Raw genomic sequence first — 2,141 nt, 5'->3', positions numbered from 1 at the left:
TAATCACAAACTTATTGGCCGATCCACTATTGATATCGATACTTCCACTCGTTACCGCCGTACCTGTGGCTGGAGTAAACGTGAAGCTTCCTGAACCTACTGTTCCTGTGTACTTCAAGCCTAAGCTCGTTAAGTTCGCTACGCCGGATGTAAAGTCGCCAGCATTGTTCAATTTATCGGTTCCTGATAATCCTGTTATGCTACCCGTTAAGCCTGTCGTTGTTACCGTGATGTTATTCGCACTTGCATCAAAGCCTGTTACCGTATTGCCATAAGCATCCAAGGCTGTTAAGGTATTCGTACCCGTAAACGCTACTGCATTAATCTGTGGTCCTACTAAGCTCAAGGCTAATTTGCTAAATGCCGCTGGGCTTACAGCTACGCTCAAGCGATCGGAACCTGAGGCTGAAATACTTCCGTCGGTCACAGCCACAACAGCTGATTCCACGTTGTATAACTTCATGTTGGTCGTCACAGCTCCCGAAGCAAAAGTCAAGGCGGTGGTGGTTCCAAATGCAATATCCGCTGCTGCGGTATTGGTTACCTTAGGTGTTGTAACTGGCGCTGTTGAGCTCGTTGCTCCTGAGAAAGTTAAGTTCTTAGAACCTGTATAACCCGTTACCGTATTTCCACTTGCATCTTTGGCTGTAATCGTTATCGAATTACTAGTTCCTGCTGTCTGAGTCGCTGAACCTGTCACTACTAATTTAGTCGCTGCTCCAGCGTTGATGGTTACACTAGAACTTGTAGCTGCTGTTCCTGATACAGGCGTAAAGGTGAAGGTTCCTGATCCTATCGTTCCTGTGAACGTCAAGCCTAAGCTCGTTAAGTTCGCTACTCCACTACTAAAGTCGCCAGCATTGTTTAATTTATTCGTGCCTGATAATCCAGTGATGGCTCCGCTTAAGCTAGTGCTTACGGTAATGTTATTGCTACTCGCATCAAAGCCTGTTACCGTATTGCCATAAGCATCCAAGGCCGTTAAGCTATTGGTGCCACTAAAGGATGTTCCACTCACTTGTGGACTCGTTAAGCTAACGGCCAATTTACTGAATGATCCTGCGCTTACTGCTACACTCAAACGGTCAGCCCCTGCAGCGCTGATGCTTCCATCCGTTGCTGCTACGACCGCTGATTCTACTTGATACAAGCTCAGGCTCGCTGTGGCTACTCCATTGCTGAAGCTCACGCTCGTGGCTGTACCAACGTTCGTGCCCCCCACCGTTGGGTTCGTGGTTGGACTTGATGAAGCATTCGCTCCACTGAACGTGATCGACTTGATGCCTGTATAACCCGTTGCCGTGTTGCCACTCGCATCCTTGGCTGTGATCGTAATCGTTTGGCTTGCTCCCGCTGTTTGGGTGCCTGTTCCCGTGATAATCAATTTAGTGGCTGCGCCTGCTCCTATGGTCACAGAACTTGATCCTGTCGCACCGCCAGTTGTTGCCGTGGCGGTAAATGTTCCATTACCTATATTACCTGTAAATAGTAGAGCACTGGCAACATTAGCTACACCACTCACAAAATCCCCTGCTCCACTTAATTTATTGGTACCAGATAAACCTGTAATACTTCCTGTTAAGCTAGCTGTTATTGTTACATGATTCGTAGATGCATCAAAACCTGTTACGGTATTGCCATAGGCATCCTGTGCGGTGATGGTATTTGTTCCTGTAAATGCCACTCCACTACTTTGTGGGGAATTAAAATTCAAGGCAAATTTACTCAAGCTGGATGATCCCACCGTAATGCTTAATCGATCAGAACCAGCCGCTGCCAACGAACCATCATTAACTGCCACCATAGCTGATTCAGCATGGTAAAGACCTAAAGTAGCCGTGGCTACTCCATTGCTGAAAGTCACGGATGTTGCTGTACCAAATGCCGTAGAATTTGCGGTTGGATTTGTGGTAGGCGAAGAAGAACTAGCTGCACCTGAGAACGTTAAACTCTTGGCTCCTGTGTAGGTAGTTACCGTATTTCCTTGTGCGTCTTTCGCGGTGATCGTAATTGATTGTGTAGTACCTGCGGTTTGTGTACCTGTTCCAGTGATCACCAAACGGTTGGCAGAACCCGCGTTCATGGTAATACTTCCACTCGTTACCGCCGTACCTGTGGCTGGAGTAAACGTGAAGCTTCCT

1 protein-coding gene is annotated in these 2,141 nt (G+C 47.4%); it reads right to left on the bottom strand.

Features of this window, described 5'->3' with window-relative positions:
* A partial coding sequence (locus tag U0R11_RS13470) for a beta strand repeat-containing protein (RefSeq protein ID WP_406752337.1) occupies window positions 1-2,141 on the bottom strand: 2,141 nt, incomplete at both ends.

The sequence above is a fragment of the Aquirufa salirivi genome (assembly GCF_045310485.1).
Classification (GTDB): domain Bacteria; phylum Bacteroidota; class Bacteroidia; order Cytophagales; family Spirosomataceae; genus Aquirufa; species Aquirufa salirivi.
Note: the sequence above shows the minus strand (reverse complement) of the source record. Positions and strands in the feature narration are given on the sequence as shown.